Source organism: Duganella sp. Dugasp56 (genome assembly GCF_047304105.1).
Lineage (GTDB): Bacteria > Pseudomonadota > Gammaproteobacteria > Burkholderiales > Burkholderiaceae_D > Rugamonas > Rugamonas hordei.
Genome location: NZ_JBGLYQ010000016.1, coordinates 48,214 through 65,131, shown reverse-complemented (window position 1 = coordinate 65,131; position 16,918 = coordinate 48,214). Strand labels below are relative to the sequence as shown.

At 67.1% G+C, this 16,918-nt stretch carries 11 protein-coding genes; 7 read left to right on the top strand and 4 right to left on the bottom strand.

The features are described from left to right. Positions 1 to 28 precede the first annotated feature (28 nt). From ACCD07_RS13225 to ACCD07_RS13215, 3 genes are read left to right on the top strand one after another with little or no spacing between them, the layout of a single operon-like run. Positions 29 to 3,235, top strand: a complete 3,207-nt coding sequence (locus ACCD07_RS13225; RefSeq protein WP_413447582.1) for an efflux RND transporter permease subunit — start codon at positions 29 to 31, stop codon at positions 3,233 to 3,235. Between the two features lies 1 nt (position 3,236). Further along, entirely contained in the window at positions 3,237 to 4,490 is a 1,254-nt protein-coding gene (locus ACCD07_RS13220; protein WP_413447581.1) for an efflux RND transporter periplasmic adaptor subunit, read from the top strand. After that, the gene (locus tag ACCD07_RS13215) at positions 4,487 to 5,872 is read left to right on the top strand and encodes an efflux transporter outer membrane subunit (RefSeq protein ID WP_413447580.1); all 1,386 of its coding nucleotides are present in this window, start codon (positions 4,487 to 4,489) and stop codon (positions 5,870 to 5,872) included. The genes ACCD07_RS13220 and ACCD07_RS13215 overlap by 4 nt, the downstream gene beginning before the upstream one ends. 19 nt (positions 5,873 to 5,891) lie before the next feature. Here ACCD07_RS13215 and ACCD07_RS13210 read toward each other — a convergent pair whose 3' ends face one another. The 3 genes from ACCD07_RS13210 to ACCD07_RS13200 all read right to left on the bottom strand — a co-directional run bounded on the left by ACCD07_RS13210 (position 5,892) and on the right by ACCD07_RS13200 (position 8,923). Then, complete coding sequence (locus ACCD07_RS13210) at positions 5,892 to 7,304, bottom strand: PA domain-containing protein (RefSeq protein ID WP_413447579.1); 1,413 nt, start codon at positions 7,302 to 7,304, stop codon at positions 5,892 to 5,894. Further along, complete coding sequence (locus ACCD07_RS13205) at positions 7,301 to 8,413, bottom strand: choice-of-anchor J domain-containing protein (protein ID WP_413447578.1); 1,113 nt, start codon at positions 8,411 to 8,413, stop codon at positions 7,301 to 7,303. Before ACCD07_RS13205 ends, ACCD07_RS13210 begins: the two co-directional genes overlap by 4 nt. A gap of 123 nt (positions 8,414 to 8,536) precedes the next feature. Then, entirely contained in the window at positions 8,537 to 8,923 is a 387-nt protein-coding gene (locus tag ACCD07_RS13200; protein ID WP_413447577.1) for an OsmC family protein, read from the bottom strand. Between the two features lie 119 nt (positions 8,924 to 9,042). Between ACCD07_RS13200 and ACCD07_RS13195 the strand changes: the two genes are divergently transcribed. Continuing rightward, positions 9,043 to 11,295, top strand: coding sequence for a TonB-dependent receptor domain-containing protein (locus ACCD07_RS13195; protein ID WP_413447576.1), 2,253 nt, complete (start codon positions 9,043 to 9,045; stop codon positions 11,293 to 11,295). Here the strand turns inward: ACCD07_RS13195 and ACCD07_RS13190 are convergent, their stop codons facing one another. Next, positions 11,296 to 12,450 carry a branched-chain amino acid ABC transporter substrate-binding protein gene (locus tag ACCD07_RS13190; RefSeq protein ID WP_413447575.1) on the bottom strand — a complete coding sequence of 385 codons (1,155 nt, stop codon included), beginning with the start codon at positions 12,448 to 12,450 and terminating at the stop codon, positions 11,296 to 11,298. It abuts the gene before it with no gap. 123 nt (positions 12,451 to 12,573) lie between these two features. Here ACCD07_RS13190 and ACCD07_RS13185 point away from each other — a divergent pair, with 123 nt between their 5' ends. From ACCD07_RS13185 to ACCD07_RS13175, 3 genes are all read left to right on the top strand, one after another. Beyond that, a complete protein-coding gene (locus tag ACCD07_RS13185; RefSeq protein WP_413447574.1) occupies positions 12,574 to 13,722 on the top strand; it encodes a pyridoxal phosphate-dependent aminotransferase in 1,149 nt (382 codons plus the stop codon). Between the two features lie 8 nt (positions 13,723 to 13,730). After that, positions 13,731 to 15,878, top strand: coding sequence for an ATP-binding protein (locus tag ACCD07_RS13180; protein WP_413447573.1), 2,148 nt, complete (start codon positions 13,731 to 13,733; stop codon positions 15,876 to 15,878). Positions 15,879 to 15,998: 120 nt separating this feature from the next. Next, positions 15,999 to 16,904, top strand: coding sequence for a substrate-binding periplasmic protein (locus ACCD07_RS13175; protein ID WP_413447572.1), 906 nt, complete (start codon positions 15,999 to 16,001; stop codon positions 16,902 to 16,904). The last annotated feature ends 14 nt before the right edge of the window (positions 16,905 to 16,918 follow it).

Genomic DNA, 16,918 nt, shown 5'->3' with positions numbered 1-16,918 from the left:
AGTCACTGTAGACCCGGAAAATTTCAGCATGTGGATCGTTCAAATCGCCTTGCGGCGGCCCTACACCTTTATCGTGATGGCGCTGCTGATACTGTTGTCCACGCCTCTGGTCCTGACCAAGATGGCGACCGATATTTTCCCCGAGATTAATATCCCCGTCGTCAGCGTGATCTGGCAGTACGGCGGCCTGTCGGCGCAGGAGATGGGACAGCGGGTCGCCTCCTCCACCGAACGCAGCCTGACCACCACTGTCAACGACATCGAGCATATCGAGTCGCAATCGCTGGCCGGTTCCTCCGTCATCAAGATCTTCTTCCAGCCGGAAGCGAACATCCAGACCGCGCTGGCGCAGGTGGTGGCGATCTCGCAGTCCCAGTTGCGCCAGCTGCCGCCGGGGATGCAGCCGCCGCTGATCATCAAGTATTCCGCCTCCAGCATTCCGGTGATCCAGCTCGGCCTCTCCAGCCCGGCCATGACCGAGCAGGCGATGTTCGACACCGCCGTCAACTTCCTGCGGCCGCAGCTGGTCACGATACCCGGCGCCGCCGTGCCCTACCCTTACGGCGGCAAGTCGCGCCTGGTCTCGGTCGACCTGGACACCAGGGCGCTGCAGGCCAAGGGCCTGACGCCGACCGACGTGGTGGCCGCCGTCAGCGCGCAGAACCTGATCCTGCCGTCCGGCACCGCCAAGATCGGCGGCACCGAATTCAACGTCAGCATGAACGCGTCGCCGGACACCATCGCCGGTCTGAACCAGATTCCGGTGCTGAGCAAGAACGGCAGCATCACCTATCTGTCCGAGGTGGCGCGGGTGCGCGACGGCTTCTCGCCGCAGACCAATATCGTGCGCCAGAACGGAGAGCGCGGCGTGCTGCTGTCGGTGCTGAAGAACGGCGGCTCGTCGACGCTGGACATCGTCAACACGCTCAAGGCGCTGCTGCCGCAGGCCATGCAGTCGCTGCCCAAGGAACTGAAGATCACGCCGCTGTTCGACCAGTCGCTGTTCGTCAAGGCCGCCATCAGCGGCGTCATACGCGAGGCCATCATCGCCGCCGCGCTGACCGCCGCCATGATCCTGCTCTTCCTCGGCAACTGGCGCAGCACCTGCATCATCGCCGTGTCGATTCCGCTGTCCATCCTGTCGTCGATCCTGGTGCTGTACATGCTGGGCGAGACCATCAACATCATGACCCTGGGCGGCCTGGCGCTGGCGGTCGGCATCCTGGTGGACGACGCCACCGTCACCATCGAGAACATCGAGCGCCATCTGCACCAGGGATCGGACCTGCACAAGGCCATCATGGAAGGCGCCGGCGAGATCGCCGTGCCGGCGCTGGTGTCGACACTGTGCATCTGCATCGTGTTCGTGCCGATGTTCTTCCTGACCGGCGTGGCGCGCTACTTGTTCGTGCCGCTGGCCGAAGCGGTGGTGTTCGCGATGATCGCCTCCTACATCCTGTCGCGCACCCTGGTGCCGACCATGGTCATGATGATGATGGATCACGCACCCAAGTCAGCGGACAACAAGCCGAACATGATGCAGCGCGTGTACCTGCGCTTCGACGCGGCCTTCGAGCGCTTCCGCGGCGGCTACATCGTCATCCTGTCTTCGCTGCTGACGCACCGCAAGCGCTTCGGCGGCGCCTTCCTGCTGTTCTGCGTGCTGTCGCTGGGACTGGTGTTCGCCATCGGCCGCGACTTTTTCCCCAGCGTCGATTCGGGCCAGATCCGGCTGCACATGCGCATGCCGACCGGCACCCGCATCGAGGAGACCGCGCGCGTGACCGATCAAGTGGAAAAAGTCATCCGCGAAGTGATCCCGAAAGAGGAACTGCAAACCATCCTCGACAACCTCGGCACGCCGTACAGCAGCATCAACCTCTCGTACAGCAACGCCGGCACCATCGGCACGCTGGACGCGGAGATATTGATGTCGCTGCACGAGGACCACCATCCGTCGCAGATCTATATCGACAAGCTGCGGCGCGAGCTGCCCAAGCGCTTCCCCGGCGTGGAGTTCTTCTTCCAGCCGGCCGACATCGTCACGCAGATCCTCAACTTCGGCCAGCCGGCGGCAGTCGACATCCAGGTCGCCGGCAAGGACCTGGCCAGCAACTACGAAGTCGCCTCGCAGCTGATGAAGCAGATCAAGCAGGTGCACGGCACGGTCGACGTCCACATCCAGCAGCGCATGGACCTGCCGACCCTGGGCCTGAAAATGGACCGCAGCCAGATGAAGCAACTGGGCCTGAACCCGATCGACGTCGCGCAGAACCTCTTGGTGACCCTGTCCGGCAGCGGCGTGACGCAGCCGGCCTTCTGGCTCAACCCGAGCAACGGCGTGGTGTACAGCGTGGCGGTGCAGTCGCCGCAATACCTGATCGACGACCTGGACGCGCTGCTGCGCACGCCGGTGCGCGGCGCCGGCACGCCGGGCGCGGCGGGCGACGGCACCGGCGCCACCCAGCAGCTCAGCAGCCTGGTGAGCGTGGCGCCGACCACCCAGCCGGCCATCATCTCGCACTACAACCTGACGCCGGTGATCGACATTTTCGTCAGCGTCGAGGGCCGCGACCTGGGCGCGACGGCGGGCGACATCCAGAAGCTGGTCGACGAGATGCGCACCAAGCTGCCGCGCGGCAGCAAGATCGACGTGCGCGGCCAGGTAGAGACCATGCATACCTCCTTCGTCGGCCTGGGTGTCGGCCTGCTGATGGCGATCGTGCTGGTCTACCTGCTGATCGTCGTCAACTTCCAGTCGTGGGTCGATCCGTTCATCATCATCACGGCGCTGCCGGCGGCGCTGGCTGGCATCGTCTGGATGCTGTTCCTGACCGGGACCACGCTCAGCGTGCCCGCGCTGACAGGCGCCATCATGACCATGGGCGTGGCCACCGCCAACTCGATCCTGATGGTGTCGTTCGCGCGCCAGCGCCTGAACGACGGACTGCCGCCGCTGTCGGCCGCGCTGGAAGCGGGCGCCACCCGCATCCGGCCAGTGCTGATGACGGCGCTGGCGATGATCATCGGCATGGTGCCGATGGCGATCGGCATGGGCGAAGGCGCGGAACAGAACGCGCCGCTGGGCCGCGCCGTGATCGGCGGCCTGCTGTTCGCCACCGTCTCCACGCTGCTGTTTGTGCCTATCGTCTTTGCCGGCGTCCACCGCTACCTCGAACACCGGGCCGCGCGCCGCGCGCCCTCCATGCCTGCCGTCGCAGAAGGGAATACCTGATATGTCCGAACAACGTCACGCCGCACTTGGCATCCACAGCGCGCCGGAGGATGGCGCGCATGAACACCGCCATCCGCATCGGGGACCGGTGCTGAAGCGCGCCAAGCTGGTCGGCCTGGTCGCGCTGGCGCTGCTGCTGGCCGGCGGTGCCCTGACGCTGGTGCAGCGCGGCTTCCACGCCAGCGCGCTGGCCGCCGCCACCACGGAATTGAACCAGCAGTACGTCGTCACCACCAACGCCAAGGCGGCAAAAGGCGGCCAGCCGCTGTCGCTGCCGGGCACGCTGCAGGGCATGATCGAATCGCCGATCTACGCGCGCAGCAGCGGCTACGTGCTGCGCTGGACCAAGGACATCGGCAGCCGCGTCAACAAGGGCGAGGTGCTGGCCGAAATCGATACGCCGGAAGTGGACCAGCAACTGTCGCAAGCGGTGGCGGCGCGCCAGCAGGCTGCGGCCAGCCTGGAACTGGCCAAGAGTTCGGCCGAGCGCTGGGAAGCCTTGCGCAAGAAGGACGCCGTCACGCAGCAGGAACTCAATGAGCGCAGCAGCGCCTACACGCAGGCCCAGGCCAACCTGGCGGCGGCGGACGCCAATGTGCGCCGCCTGCAAAAGACCGAGGAGTTCAAGCGCGTGCTGGCGCCGTTCTCCGGCGTGGTCACCAGCCGCAACGTCGAGGTCGGAGACCTGATCAACGGCGGCAACGGCGGCGCGGACCGTGCCCTCTTCCGCCTGGCGCAGATCGACCCGCTGCGGGTGTACGTGTATGTGCCGCAGACGTATGCGCAGCGAATCAAGGTCGGCGACAAGGTGACCGTCACGCAGGCCGAGCTGGCTGGCCAGCAGTTCAGCGGCACCGTGGTGCGCACCGCCGGCGCGATCGACGCCGCCACGCGCACCATGCAGATAGAAATCAACCTGCCGAACAAGGACAACGCGCTGCTGGCCGGCGCCTATGTGCAGGTGGCGCTGCCGTTGAGCGGCAGCTCGAATGCGCTGCTGGCGCCGTCGAACGTGCTGCTGTTCCGACCCGAGGGTCCGCGCGTGGCCGTGGTGGGCGCCGATGGCAAGGTCAAACTGAAGGCGGTCACGCTGGGACATGACCTGGGCAACAGCATCGAGCTTCTCAGCGGCGCCACGCCGGAGGACAAGCTGGTCGTCAATCCGGCGGATTCGCTGGCCGACGGCGACGTGGTGTCGGTGCGGCCGCCCAAGGCCGATGCCGGCGTTGGCGGCGCGCAGAAAGCGCAGCCATGAGATTGCAATACCGAACAGGCATCGCCCTCAGCCTCGCGCTGGCCGGATGCGCCGGCGCGCCCGTGTACGAGCAGCCCGCGCCGGTGGACATGCCGGCCATGTGGCAGTCCGCCGCCACCTTCCGCTCCGGTGCGCCCGCCGATGCTGAATTGAAGGGCAACTGGTGGACCGTCTTCGGCGACCGGCAACTGAACCAGCTGGCCGAACAAACGCTGTCGCGCAACCAGAGCCTGGCCGCGGCGGCCGCGCGGCTGGAGCAGGCCCGTGCGCAGGTGACGGTCAGCTCGGCCGGCCTGTTCCCGCAGGCGACGCTGCAGGCCGGCGCCGCGCGCCAGAAGACCGCCAGCACCCGGCAGGCGCTGGACCACTATCAGCTGGGCTTTGCCGTCAACTACGAGGCCGATCTGTTCGGCCGCGTGCGCAGCAGCGTGCAGAGCGCGCGCGCCGGCGCCGAACAGGCCGCGGCGGACTATGAAAACATGCGCCTGGTGCTGGCCTCCGAACTGGCCGCAGACTACTTCAACCTGCGCGAACTGGATGCCGAAATCGACGTACTCAACCAGGGTCTTGTGCTGCAGCAAAAAGCCTACGACTTCATCCAGGCGCGCCACGAACTGGGCGCCGCCACCGGCCTGGATCTGGCGCAACAGCAGTCGCTGCTGGACGCCAGCAAGACCCAGCTGGAACTGCTGCAAAGCCAGCGCTCGCAATACGAACATGCGATCGCCACGCTGACCGGTACGCCGGCGCCCTCCTTCAAGCTGGCGCCGGCCGTGGTGACGTTGTCGCCGCCGTCGCTGCCGGTCGGCGTGCCGTCCGACGTGCTGCAGCGCCGGCCGGACGTCGCCTCCGCCGAGCGCGCCGTGGCCGTCGCCAACGCCAACATCGGCGTCGCCCGCGCCGCCAATTTCCCGTCGCTGACGCTGCAACCGACCGGCGGCTGGGACAGCGGCGAAATGAGCAAGCTGCTGACCGCGCCCAACCTGATCTGGTCGCTGGGCGCGGCCGTCACGCAGTCGCTGTTCGACGCCGGCCGCAACGACGCCACTGTCGCCATCGCCAAGGCCGGTTACACCGGCGCCGTGGCCAACTACCGCCAGAGCGTGCTGGTGGCGATGCAGGAAGTCGAGGACGGCATGAGCAACCTGGCCACGCTGGGCCGCGCCCATGCGCTGTCCGAGGCCAGCGTGCGCAGCTCCCAGCGCGTGCTGGAGCTGGCCAACGACCGCTACACCGGCGGCGTCGAAACCTATTTCGACGTCATCACCGCGCAGCAGACGCTGCTCAACAACCAGCGCCTGGCGGTGCAGATACGCGGCAAGCAGATGGTCAGCTCGGTCTATCTGGTGAAGGCGCTTGGCGGCGGCTGGCTGAAACACTAGTCAGTCGCCCCAACGCCGGCTACCAGCCTATGTCCCTCAACAGCGGGAAGGTCAGGTCGCGCGGCGGTGCGACTTCATGCAGCAGGTCGCCGTTGATGGCCGGTTCCATCAGCAGGTTCGGGAAGGCGCTGGTGTCGTAGTGCGACACCGACGATCCCGGCTGGTCGGGATTCGGCGCGAACATCAGCACGCGGCCGGCGGCGTCGGTGCCGGCGCGCATCGCCAGGTTGACGCCCAGGTTGGCGAACACGCCCGAATGCAAACGCGTGCGCTTGGCCAGCGCGGCCTTGAGGCGCCGGCCGTCGTCCTGCGTGATGCGGACCGCCGGAATGACGATGCCCGGATCGGTGCCGCCCAGCCCCGCCGGCGGCGAACCGGGCGCGTTGTCGGCGATGACGACGGCGATGGCGCCGGCGTCCTGCGCGTTCCGCACCTTGACCACGAAGGTGCACGCGCCGCGATCGATCAGCGCGATCTTGCCCCGCACCGCGAGCGCGTTCGCCGGCGACAAGGGATTGCAGGCCAGCCCGAGGTCGGGCGCTGTATCGATCACCTGCATCACCTCGCCCGTGACGCCCGGACTGCCCAGCGGAGGACCGAAGCTGGCCGCACCGACCTGGTCCACCCCGGCGATGCTGGCCGGCGACAATATCGTCAGCACCGGCGCACCGGCCTGCAGCACCGTCCGCGCCGCCGCCGTGACGATGGGCCCGTTCCATACCAGGTGGCCGGAATTGGTGGCCGAGAACACGCGCTCCTCGTCGCTCATGTCCTTCCACAACTTGCCCAGGGTGGTATCGAGCAGGAAGTAGTCCCAGATGCTGGGAACGCCGGCCAGCTGTTCGCCGGTTTCGTCGTCGGTGTAGGTCTGGAAGCCCAGGCCGTGGCCGAACTCGTGCAGCAGCACCGTCACCAGGTCGACCAGCGGCCCGTGATTGTTGTCCAGGCCGAGGTAGAACGGGGTGCCGGTGAAGCAGCCGGGCTGACCGAGATTGACGTTGAACGTGGCGCGGATGTCGGGCGTGTCCGGCTCGACGTCCTCGCCGACCAGCTTGTCGGTCTCGGCCTTGCTGAACCAGGCGTTGGCGACCGGCGCGCCGGGAAAACCGGAGAACACGGCCAGCGCGCCCGCCGCGCCGAGCACGGCGCCGCCCTCGTCGCACGGCAGCGCATCCCAGGTGGCCAGGATGCGGATGGGCACGGCGCTGTCGAGCGTGGCGCCCCATTTGGCGGCCGCCGCCTGGAACACGTTCAGGCGCTGGGCGCCGAGCGTCGTGCCGAGGTTGCCGCCGACGGGAGCGGCCGGCGTGGTGTCATTGAAGCCGGCGCCGGCCGGATCGCCGTTGACGATGGTGATGGTGGCGGCGGCCCAGCTTGCCGACGAGAACAGCAGCGCCAATGCTGCAACGGAGGCGGATAAAAGGCGTTTCATTTGCGCTCTCCTTTCATCGCGGCCAGTGCCGCTTGTTCTCCTGGCACGCACTGCTCCGTCACGCCGCCGGCATCCCTGCTGGCGACGGCAAAGCTGGAGTACGGCTTGTCGCGCAGCACGCCGATGCCGCCTTGCGCTGGATGAATCATCTTCGGTCCGGCAGCGCGCGACCTGGCGGCAGGCTTCGCGGCCTGGACGGCCGCGTTCAGCGCGGCCGCCTGGGCTGCCGTCGGGGCGCCCAGCTTGCCGGTGGCGGGATCCTTGTAGGCCTTGAAACCGCCCTCTGGCGAGGGCGCGACGGCGGCGGACGGTTGCGCGACGACGGTCACGTTAGGAAAGCTCATGACGCCGTTGTCCATCGGCGCGGCCTGGGCGGCAAGCGCCGCCGCCGACAGGCCGGAGACGGCCAGCCAGTGTCGCGGCCGCAAGCGGCGCCGCACGCCGAACATCGCGCAGCCGCCGAGCAGCATCAGCGCCATCGCGCCGGGCTCGGGGATGGCCGTGGCGTTGACGCTGACCGCATCAATGCCGATATAGTCGCCGTTGACGGCGGTATCGTCCACCACATAACGGAAGGCGAAGCGCCCGCTGGCCGGCGCCGCCAGGCCGTCGACCAGCACCGAACGCGCTACCCAGCCGGTATCCGCCGTCGAATCGAAGGCTGCCAGCAAGCTGAACACGCCGGTCGACGTGGCGCTGGAGCCGACGTCGGTGCTGACACCGCTGGTGCTCAGATAGACTTCGACCCGGTCCAGGAAGCCTTCGCCCAGCAGGCGCAGCGAGAAGTTCATCGCCTCGCCATTGTTCAACGCCAGCTCGGGCGTGATCAGCCAGTTGCTGACGGCACCGCCGAACGCCGCGTTGTTGAAGTTGGCCGCGATGTAGGAATTGGCGGGACCGGACGGCGCCGGGAACAAGGCCGGATTGCCCTGGAACCAGGAGGTCGTGCCCGGCGGAGAACTATTGTTCTGCAGTACCCAGCCGCTGGCCGGCAAGGTGGCGATATTGTCGAAGCCTTCGCTCAACAACGGCGCGGCGCCGGCGGTGGCGGCGAAGGTACAACTGGCGGCGGCCGCGAGCAGCCGCGCCAAGCGTTTCATCAAGTCCATGGCAATCCCCAAAGTGAGAAAGTCGAATCAAGGAAAATCAACGTTACGGCTCAACTTGCCTTGATTAGACTTGTCACTTCGGCTACAGGTTCCGGCCTCAGCACAGGTGTTGCTTGACCCCGCTCAAGTGTAGGAGGTATCGATGCGCACGCCGGCTTTCAGCGTCAGCGTGACCGGGGTTTTCTCGGCGATCTCGGCCATGCGGGATTTTTGCTCGGGCAGCAGCGCGCCGCTGAACGCCAGCGTGCGCTTGACCACCAGGGCGCCGTCGTCGTGGCTCAGGTGCAGCGAGACGTCGACCGCGTCCAGCGGCCACTGCTTGCGGTCGGCGTACATGCGCAGCGTGATCGCGGTGCAGGCGCCGAGGCCGGCCAGCAGATAGTCGTACGGCGCCGGCCCGGTGTTGGCGCCGCCGTTGCGCTCCGGTTCGTCCGCGACCAGCGCGTGGCCGCCGACTTCCAGCGTGGTGCGGTAAGTGTCCCTGCCGATGTGTGCGATGCCTCGTGCCATGTTTTTCCTCGGTTACATGTTGGTAAAGTATTGTAAAACGCCGGGCTACTTTCGGTTCAAGTATGTAAAATAGTAACTTTACATCACCCACATGACGGCGCCGCCGCTGCCGCCAATCTATGCACAAAATACTGTTGACCGCAGGTGTAGTAACGTCTTTCGCCACATCGATCACCGCCCAGGCCCAGACCTCCCCCGAAAAAACCGACGCCAAGCCAGTCACCACGGCCAAGCCCAAGGAGGCGGCCGTGCTGCCGTCGGTCACCGTGGCCGGCGAGCGCCCGACCAACCGTATCGACCGCCAGGTCTACGACGTCAAGTCCGACATCTCCAGCACCAACGGCACCGCCGCCGACGCGCTCAACAACGTGCCGTCGGTGGCGGTCGATCCGGACGGCACCGTCACGCTGCGCGGCAGCACCAACGTGCAGATTCTGGTCGACGGCAAGCCGTCGGCCATGCTGCAGGGCGACAACCGCGGCCCGACCTTGCAGGCGATGAACGCCGACGACATCGAATCGGTCGAGGTCATCAACAATCCCGGCGCCCAGTTCGGCAACGAGGCCGGCGGCGGCCCCATCCTCAACCTGGTGATGCGCCGCAACCGCAAGCCCGGCGGATTCGGCTCGGCCAACGCCAACGCCGGCTATGCGGGCCGCTACAACAGCGCCGTGTCGGGCAGCTACAACGAGGGGCCGTGGGGCTTCCAGGGCGGCGTCAACGTCCGCCACGACGGCCGCAACTCCACCGCCGTGGTCAGCCGCGACCGGCTCGACCCGGTCACCGGCAACTTCGTGCACAGCAGCCAGGCGTCGTCCGGCGTCGGCCTGAACGACATGGCCGGCGCCAACGGCACCGTCAGCTACAACCTGAACCAGAACGACACGCTGACCGCCAGTGCCAACTACATGGGGCGCGGCAACGACCAGCACGGCCTCGACCACTACGTCAACGGCGCCATCGGCGGCTTCCCCGCCACCGACTACAGGCGCACCACCGCGCGCGAAGGCGACGCCAGGAACTTCAGCTGGGGCAGCCGCTACGACCACAAGGGCGAACTGCCGGGCGAATCGCTGAAGATCGACCTGCGCGTGTCGGCCAGCGAAAACGACAACGACAGCGCCTACGCCAATACCTATGCCGCCGGCAACCTGCCGGACACGCGCGCCACGCAGCACAGCGACACCAGCACCCACATCGTCGATTTCACCGGCGACTACGAGCGGCCGCTGTGGGGCGGCAGCCTCAAGGCGGGCTACAAGGCCGCCACCAACAAGAACGAATCGGACACGCTGTACACCGACATCAATCCGCTGACCTCGGTGGCCACCGTCAATCCGGCGCGCAGCAACCGCTACGAGCTGGAAGAGACCGTGCTGGCGCTGTACGCGTCCTACCAGATGCGCCTGAACGAGCGCTGGGGCGCGCTGGCCGGCCTGCGCACCGAGTACACCGACCTGGACATTCACCAGCTCACCAGCAGCATCGAGGCGAAGAACAACTATACAAACTATATACCCAGTTTCTTCGCCACCTACAAGGCCAGCGAGACGGCCAACCTGCGCTTCGCCTACGCGCGCCGCATCCGCCGCCCCAACGCCAGCGACTTGAATCCGTACGTGATCTACCGCGACGAGTTCAACGTCTCGTCGGGCAACCCGATGCTGAAGCCGACCAAGACCGATTCGTTCGAAGTGGGCTACGAGACCAAGATGGCCGGCCTGGAAACCAACCTGCGCGGCTACTACCGCAAGGACACCGACGCCATCGTCGACTACCGCTACTTCATCGCCAACAACGTGCTGCTGACCACCCGCCAGAACGGCGAAGGCAGCCATTCGAGCGGGCTGGAATTCACCGTCAGCGGCAAGCTGCTGCCGAACCTGACCTTGAACAGCAGCGGCAACCTGGCGCGCAGCCAGCAGACCACGCAGGACGACACCGGCGCGCTGATCACCCGCAGCGCCAACTCGCTGAGCGGCCGCGTGCGGCTGAACTGGGCGGTCACCAGCGGCACCCAGGTCCAGGGCGCGCTGCAGATGCAGGGCAAGACCTTGTCGGGCCAGGGCTACCGCTCGCCGAATTCGACCTTCAACCTCAGCCTGCGCCACGCGGTGACGCCGCAACTGAGCCTGGTCGGCACGGTCACCGACCTGTTCAGCACCAACAAGATGGAAACCGTCGTCAACAGCGCGACCTTGCGCGAAACGAGCACGCGCCGCTTCGACGGCCGGGTGTTCTATGTCGGCCTGTCGTACCGCTTCGGCGGCAATGTGAGGAACGGCGAGGACGGCGGCGAGCCGCGCTTCGGCCCGCCGGGACAGCGCGGCCCGGGCGGCCCCGGCGGCCCCGGAGGTCCGGGCCCGGGTTGATTACTTGACCACGCCCAGCTTCTGGCGGGTGCCGTTCTTGAAGGTGTAGATGGTCAGCACGCCGTCCTTGACGTCGCCGCGCTCGTCGAAGGAGATGTTGCCGGTCACGCCCTTGTGCGTGATCCTGGCCATGACCGGGATGTACTTGACCGGGTCGATCGAGCCGGCCTTCTGCATCGCCTCGACCATCGTCATCATCGCGTCGTAGGCGTACGGCGCGTAGGTCTGGATGTCGATGCCGTAGCGCTTCCTGTAGGCCGCGCGGAAATCGGCCATGCCTTTTTCCTGCGCCGGCTCGACGCCGCCCGCCTCCGCGCAAATCACCTGGCCGTCGCTCATGCCCTCGCCCGCCAGGCGCGGCACCGAGTCCGAGCACATGCCGTCGCCGCCCATGAACTTGATCGGGATGCCCAACTGCTTCATCTGGCGCAGCATCGGGCCTGCCACGGCGTCCATGCCGCCGAAGAACACCATGTCCGGCTTGGTCGCCTTGATCGCGGTGAGGATGGCGCTGAAGTCGGTGGCCTTGTCGTTGGTGTACTGGTTGGACACGATGCCGGCACCGGAGGCCGCGCCGGAGCGCTTGATGTTCTTGGTGAATTCATCGGCCAGGCCCTTGCCGTAGGCGGTGCGGTCGTCGATGACGGCGATGCGTTTGGCCTTGAGCGTGTTCAACGCGTAGCGCGCCAGCGCGGCGCCCAGTTGCTCGTCGTTGGCGATGTTGCGGAAGGTGGTGTTGTAGTGCTGGCGCGTGTACTGCGGATTGCTGGCCGACGGCGAGATCTGCGGAATGCCGGCGTCGTGATAGATGCGCGAGGCCGGGATCGTGGTGCCCGAAGTCTCGTGGCCGATCACGCCGGCCACCCGGGCGTCCGCCAGCTTTTGCGCGACGGCCGTGCCCTGCTTCGGATCGCCGGCGTCGTCCTCGGCCTGCATGACGATCGTGTATTTTTTGCCGCCGATGACCACGCCCTTGGCGTTGAGCTCGTCGACCGCCATGCGGGCGCCGTTTTCATTGTCCTTGCCCAAGTGGGCGATAGGGCCCGAAGTCGCCGCCACGTGGCCGATCCTGAGGATCTCGTCCGCCTGCGCGGCGCCGGTGACAAGCAAGGCCAGCGCGATCGCCTGGCCCAGTGTTTTTGTTGTTAACTGCATAACTTCCTCTTTGGTTAGTCTGGCAAGGATACCATTTGGCAAGTTTCTCCGCCATGCGTGCGTGCCTTCTTGCGCAACTGAAGTAAAATGAAAAATCGAAACATTTGCCCCATAGATACTAGTATGGAAATCTCCCAACGCATCTCCCGCTCCAGGCCACTTGCCACCACGGCCATGCACGGCAGGGTCGATGCGATGAAGGCGCGCGGCGACGACGTCATCGATTTTTCCATCGCGATTTCGCATTTCCAGGCGCCGCCGTCGGTGCTGCAGGCGGTGCGCGACGGCCTGCAGGCGCCGTCGCCATACACCACGGTGGCCGGCGACGGCCAGATCCGCGCCCGCCTGGCGGCCAAGGTGGTGCGGGAAAACGGCATCGACGCCGCGCCGGCGGAAATCCTCGTCACCAACGGGGCAAAGCAGGCGCTGTACCAGGCGCTGTATGTGATGGCCGATCCCGGCGACAAGGTGATCATCTTCAAGCCGCACTGGCCGGCCTATGTCGCCACCTGCAGGCTGCTGGGGCTGGAGCCGGTGCTGGTCGACCTGCCCGCCACGATCACCGCCGAACTGCTGGACCGGTTGCCGGCGGCCCGCATCCTGATCATCAACAATCCGCACAACCCGACCGGCACTGTGCTGACGGCGGCCGAGACCGATTGCATCGCCGCCTGGCTGCGCCGCACCGGCACCAGCGCCATCGTCGACGAAAGCTATGAAAAACTGATCTTCGACGGCGTCCATACCAGCCTGGCCGCGCGGCCGGACTGGCGCGAGACCGGCATCGTCACCCTCTATTCGGCGTCGCAGTGCTACGCGATGATGGGCTGGCGCGCCGGCTTCGCGGTGGCGCCGGAACACGTGGTGACGGCGATGGAAACGCTGCAGGGGCCGATCACCGCCGCCGCGCCCATGCTGATCCAGCTGGCGTTGGCGGCCGCGTTTGAAAGCGGCGCCCCCACCGCCATGCTGGCCGACTACCGCCGGCGCCGCGACCTGGTGCTGGACCTGGTGCACGGCCTGCCGTGGCTGACGATGCGCCGCCCCGCCTCCGGCCCCTACCTGTGGGCCGACATCAGCCCGCTGACCACCGACACCCACGCCTTCGCCGAGCAGTTGCTGGCCGAATGCGCGGTGGCGGTGATGCCGGGCGAGGCGCTGGGCTGTCCGGGCTTTATCCGCCTCGGCTATATTGCGGCCGACACCGCCACGCTGCGCCGCGGCGTGCGGGCGATCATCGGCTTCGGCAATCAACGCTACCGGGCCCGATAATCCAGCGCATGGCTTTTCTCCTCTTTCAACTCAACAGCCTGCGCAGCCGGCTGATCCTGCTGGTGGCGCTGGCGATCGCGCCGATCGCGGTGATGACCGTCATCGGCGGCGTGCGCGAACGCGAACACGCGATCGAAGTGGCGGAGGAAAACCTGCAGCGCCTGACCAACCTGGCCGCCGCCAACGAGGCGCAATCGATCGAGGGCGCGCGCCAGATCCTGCGCGACGTCGCCAGCATTCCCGACCTGACGGGAGACCAGCAGCATTGCAGCCGCCTGCTGGCCAACCTGCAGCAGCAAAATCCGGACTACGCCAACTTCGGCCTGATCCAGCTCAACGGCGACGTCACCTGCAGCGCCATCCCGTCGGTCACGCTGATCAACCTGGCGGACCGCTCGCACTTCCGCCGCGCCGTGCACCTGCGCCGCTTCGTCGCCGGCGGCTACGTGTTCGGCCGCGTGATCCAGAAGCACACCGTCAACCTGACCTACCCGCTGCTGGGCGAAGGCAACCAGGTCAAAGCGGTGGTGTTCGCCGCGCTGGACTTGACCAAGCTGGACCGCTTTGTCGCCGAGATCAAGCTGCCGCCGAATTCGCTGCTGCTGACGGCCGATTCCGAAGGCCGCATCATTTCGCGCAAGCCCAACCCCGAGCAGTGGTTCGGCCAGATGGTGTGGCCGGAGATGCGCTCGGCCATGGCCGGCGAACCGGGCAAGCCGGTGCTGCTGACCGGGCCGGACGGCATCGAGCGGCTGCACCGCTTTGCCCGCGTCGGCAACAACGGCCTGTCCGACTATACGGTCACCATCGGCATCCCGGTCGAGGACGTCACGGCGGTGGCCCGCCACGACCAGCGGCTGGACCTGCTGGCGCTGGCCGCCACGCTGGCGCTGGCGCTGCTGGCGGCCTGGTTTGTCGGCGACGTGCTGGTGCTGCGCCGGGTCAAGCGGCTGGCCATCACCGCCAACCGCATCGCCTCGGGCACGCTGGAGGCGCGCAGCGGCATCAGCTACGGCAACGAGGAGATCAGCGAGCTGGCGCGGGCGCTGGACGCCATGGCCGCCGCCCTGCAGGACAAGGAACTGCAGCACCTGAACGCCGAGCGCCTGCTGCGCCTGGCCGACCAGCGCAAGGACGAGTTCCTGGCGATGCTGGCGCACGAACTGCGCAATCCGCTGGCGCCGATCAGCGCCGGCGCCCAGCTGCTGCAAAGCGGCCACGCCAGCGCCGGGGCGGTGGAGCGCACGGCCGCCATCATCGTGCGCCAGGTCAACCACATGACGCGGCTGGTGGACGACCTGCTCGACGTCTCGCGCGTGACGCGCGGGCTGGTGACGCTGACGCGCGTGCAGCTGAACGTGGCCGACATCGTCGCCGATGCGATCGAACAGGCCGACCCGATGATCAGGTCGCGCCAGCACAAGTTCGAGCTGTCGCTGCCGGAGGTGCCGCAGCAGGTCACGGGCGATCACAAGCGGCTGGTGCAGGTGCTGGTCAATGTGCTCAACAACGCCGCCAAGTACACGCCGGCGGGCGGCACCATCAAGCTGGCGGTGCGCGGCGGCGGCAGCCTGGTGCGGCTGGTGGTCAGCGACACCGGCATCGGCATGACGCCGGAGCTGCGCGGCCGCGTGTTCGAACTGTTCGCCCAGGCCGACCGCAATTCCGACCGCTCGCAGGGCGGCCTGGGACTGGGGCTGGCGCTGGTCAAGTCGCTGGTCGAACTGCACGGCGGCACGGTCGCGGTCGACAGCGAGGGCGAACACAAGGGCAGCACCTTCACCATCACCCTGCCCGGCACGCCGGGCCAGCTGGCGCAAGCCGCCAACGCTGCGGCGGAGCAATCCGGCTTCAAGCTGCGGGTGCTGGTGGTCGACGACAACGTCGACGCCGCGCAGACGCTGCAGCTGCTGCTGGGCGCGTCCGGGCACCAGGTCATCGTCGCGCACACCGCGCTGGAGGCGCTGGAAATGGCGCAGGCCTCGGCGCCGCAGCTGTGCCTGCTCGACATCGGCCTGCCCGACATCAGCGGCTACGACCTGGCGCGCAGCCTGCGCGCGCTGCCCGCGACCGCCAAGGCCATGCTGGTGGCGGTGACCGGCTACGGCCGCCGCGCGGACCCCCGCCGGGCGGGCCCGGCCGGCGTCGGTGAATAATTCGTGAAGCCGGTCGGCCGGGACCCCCGGGGGGGGCTGGTAGCCCCGCTGGGGCCGGCCGGTTGGCAGGCGGGTTGGCATTGTGGGACACTCGATTTGTTTTCATACGGATAGCCCCCGATGCCGCTTCCATTTCACCCTGCCGCAACAGCGCGTTTTCTGCTGGCGCTGCTGACGCTGCCAGGCATCTGCGCCGCCGCTTGCAACGCGGTCTATCCATTGACGCTCGACAGCCGCTATGACTATGACTGGGAGGTGTTGCGCACCGCGCTGGAAAAAACCGCTGCGCCCTATGCCCCCTGCACATTGCGCGCCTCCAAGGTCAGCATGGAAGAGTCGCGCGCCAACGGGGAATTGGCGGCGGCCGGCGGACGCATCAATGTTTTTTCGCGCTCCACCACGCTGGCGCTGGAGCGGCAATTCCTACCGGTGCGCATTCCGGTGGACAAGGGTTTACTCGGCTACCGGCTGCTGCTGGTGCGCGCGGCCGACCTGCCGCGTTTTGCCGAAGTGCGCACGCTGCAAGACCTGCGCGCGCTCCGGGCCGGCCAGGGCAGCAACTGGGCCGACGTCGCCATCCTGCGCGCGGCGGGCATTCCTGTCGTTGAAGGCAACAGCTATGACGGTTTGTTCAGCATGCTCATGGCTCGGCGCTTCGATTACTTTTCACGCGCGCTCGACGAGGCGCTGCGCGAGATCGACGAGCATCGCGCCAGCCATCCGCAGATGGCGCTGGAACCCGGGCTGCTGCTGTATTATCCGCTGCCGCGCTATTTCTTCGTGCGGCGCGACGCCGAGGGAAGGCAGCTGGCGCAACGCATCGCGGCGGGCCTGGAAATCATGATCCGCGACGGCACGCTGGATCAGCTGTTCCAGCGCTACAAGGGCAAGTCGATCGACCAGGCCGATCTGCCTCACCGCCGCCTGATCAAGATCGACAATCCCGGCCTGCCACCGGAAACACCGCTGTCGCGAAGCGAACTCTGGTATAACCCGCTGAAGAGCGGCGTGCCGGCCTTGCGCTGACGCGCCCGGTATTT

What these genes read in the sequence shown, in the direction of transcription:
- ACCD07_RS13180 (WP_413447573.1), top strand. Translation starts at nt 13,731, where the DNA reads ATGGCTTTTCTCCTCTTTCAACTCAACAGCCTGCGCAGCCGGCTGATC.
- ACCD07_RS13220 (WP_413447581.1), top strand. Translation starts at nt 3,237, where the DNA reads ATGTCCGAACAACGTCACGCCGCACTTGGCATCCACAGCGCGCCGGAG.
- ACCD07_RS13190 (WP_413447575.1), bottom strand. Translation starts at nt 12,450, where the DNA reads ATGCAGTTAACAACAAAAACACTGGGCCAGGCGATCGCGCTGGCCTTG.
- ACCD07_RS13175 (WP_413447572.1), top strand. Translation starts at nt 15,999, where the DNA reads ATGCCGCTTCCATTTCACCCTGCCGCAACAGCGCGTTTTCTGCTGGCG.
- ACCD07_RS13215 (WP_413447580.1), top strand. Translation starts at nt 4,487, where the DNA reads ATGAGATTGCAATACCGAACAGGCATCGCCCTCAGCCTCGCGCTGGCC.
- ACCD07_RS13185 (WP_413447574.1), top strand. Translation starts at nt 12,574, where the DNA reads ATGGAAATCTCCCAACGCATCTCCCGCTCCAGGCCACTTGCCACCACG.
- ACCD07_RS13210 (WP_413447579.1), bottom strand. Translation starts at nt 7,304, where the DNA reads ATGAAACGCCTTTTATCCGCCTCCGTTGCAGCATTGGCGCTGCTGTTC.
- ACCD07_RS13200 (WP_413447577.1), bottom strand. Translation starts at nt 8,923, where the DNA reads ATGGCACGAGGCATCGCACACATCGGCAGGGACACTTACCGCACCACG.
- ACCD07_RS13195 (WP_413447576.1), top strand. Translation starts at nt 9,043, where the DNA reads ATGCACAAAATACTGTTGACCGCAGGTGTAGTAACGTCTTTCGCCACA.
- ACCD07_RS13205 (WP_413447578.1), bottom strand. Translation starts at nt 8,413, where the DNA reads ATGGACTTGATGAAACGCTTGGCGCGGCTGCTCGCGGCCGCCGCCAGT.
- ACCD07_RS13225 (WP_413447582.1), top strand. Translation starts at nt 29, where the DNA reads ATGTGGATCGTTCAAATCGCCTTGCGGCGGCCCTACACCTTTATCGTG.